Origin of the sequence: Saccharopolyspora sp., from assembly GCF_017434145.1 — a bacterium.
Classification (GTDB): Bacteria; Actinomycetota; Actinomycetes; order Mycobacteriales; family Pseudonocardiaceae; genus Saccharopolyspora_C; species Saccharopolyspora_C galaxeae.
The window spans coordinates 1-1,901 of sequence record NZ_JAFRFW010000534.1; the positions used below are offsets into that span (position 1 = coordinate 1).

The 1,901-nt window shown below is 69.4% G+C and carries 1 protein-coding gene; it reads right to left on the reverse strand.

All coding sequences use genetic code 11. The features are described from left to right. On the reverse strand, nucleotides 1-1,901 hold a 1,901-nt coding region (locus tag IJH84_RS14825; protein WP_295145439.1), incomplete at both ends, for a hypothetical protein.

Genomic DNA, 1,901 nt, shown 5'->3' on the forward strand with positions numbered 1-1,901 from the left:
TGGACCCCGGCGGGAACGGGCCGAAGTTCGGGAACAGGTAGTTGGCGGCGTAAACATCGCTGTTCTGGGCGGCCGCCAGGCCTGCGTAGTCATACACGCCACTGATCTGCGGCGTCGGACGACCGACCGGCCGGTAGTAGTAGCTGGCGATGCCCGCGTTGTGCGCTACCGAGAAGTCCGGGCGCCGCTCTCCGTTCGGCAGGGTCTGCACGTGGAGGTAGACGATGTCGAGTCCGGCGTGGAAGTCCGCGGTGTCCCTGTCGGCTCGCGCGCCCGCGACCAGCTGGTGCGAGGCGCTGTAGGCGGCGGAGGAGCAGGCGACCAGGACGACGTCGGAGTGCGGTTCCGAGCGCAGCTGGTGATATTCCGGCATCGCCCGCAACAGCCGGTAGAACTCGTGGCCTTCGAGGAACACCGACTGCAGCCTGCCGTGTTGGGCGATTTTGACGTGGAAGCCGTTTCCCTCGGCGTGCAGCATGATGAACACCGGGTCCCGCCACGGCGCCGGAGCAAGCCCACCGTTCGGCCGGGTGTGCAGGTATCGGTAATCGCCGTGCATCTCGTGCGGAAGTGTCTGCACGACGTGCCGGGCGTTGCCAGGTCGCAGCGCGCCGATGAACAGCTGCCCGCCGGCAACTTCCGGGGCCAGATCCAGCCCGCGGGTCTGGCCGAATCCGTTCGACCGCAGGAAACGGGGCACCTCGGAAACCCGGAAGACGGCCGTCCCGGTCGCCGTGCGCCCGACGAAGAAGGGAGCATCGTTGCCTGCCAGGGCGACGCTTTCGCCATCGAGGGGGCCGGAAGTGACCTCCCCGGCTTCGTCCGGCGCATTTTCCGGCTCCTCGCCCAGCCGGGAAACGCGCCCATCGCCGCGGAGCTTGACGCCGCCCCGCTCGAACAACTCGGGCCGGCCCACCGGCGCCCACTGCTCACCGACATGTCCGGACAGCAGATCCCGCAATCCCTGCGAGACCGCCGAGTTCGCCGAATCACCCAGCTCGCAGCTCAACCACAGCAGCGGCCGCTGCTGCGATCGGGCTCCATCGGAACGACCCGCGCTCAACCACAAATTGGTCATTTGCTCGTGATCGAGCGAATGCACCACACCCGATTCCGCCCGCACCAGGAACCGGCCATCCGAGAAATGCACCGGCGCGACCGAGGGCTTCGAGCCCGCGGGAAAGTCGAACAACTCCGCCACGTGGGAAGCAGCGCCGTGCTCGAAAGCACTACGCAGCACCGCGGCTTCCGTGGCACTGAGCGGGAACCCGGCACCGATCTCCGCACCGTCCGGGCCGTCCCGCAGCCCGACGATATCCACCTGCTCAGCCGTCAGACTCTGTCCACGAGCCAACGGAACCACGCGCTCCGGCTCCGCGATCGAGTCCGGGGTACGCGGCACCTCGGGGCCCAGCCCGGCAGCGGCGCGGAATTCCCCGACGCCGCCCAGCGAATCCGGCCGCAGCGCAGCCAGGTTGAACAGCGCGGAAAGGCGCTCGCCGACAGTGCCGTGGCTGATCCCGGCCCGGCCGGCGAGATCGAGCAGGGCTTGGTCGCCGGGACGGGCCGGGGGCGAAGCCAGTGCGGCGAGCCGGTCCAACGCCGTGACGATCCGGGCCTGGTCCGGAGTGAGCACGTCGAGGCCGTACAGGCGGTGCGCCCGATCTTGCACGGCTCGCGCTTCGGCACCGAGCGGTAGCGGCGCCTGGTCGGCCCGGTGCACCGCGCCCGGCGGGGCTTGCTGGGTACCGGTGATCAGCCCACCGCCGTTGCCGGGTTCCTCGGGCTGCGCGCTGAAGACGTTGCTCATCCCGAGGTTTTGCAGCGCGCGCTCGAAGGACCGGTTCTCGAGCGCGTCGTGCAGCGCCGTGTCCAGCGACTGGCCGGTGTCGTCCAGGAAA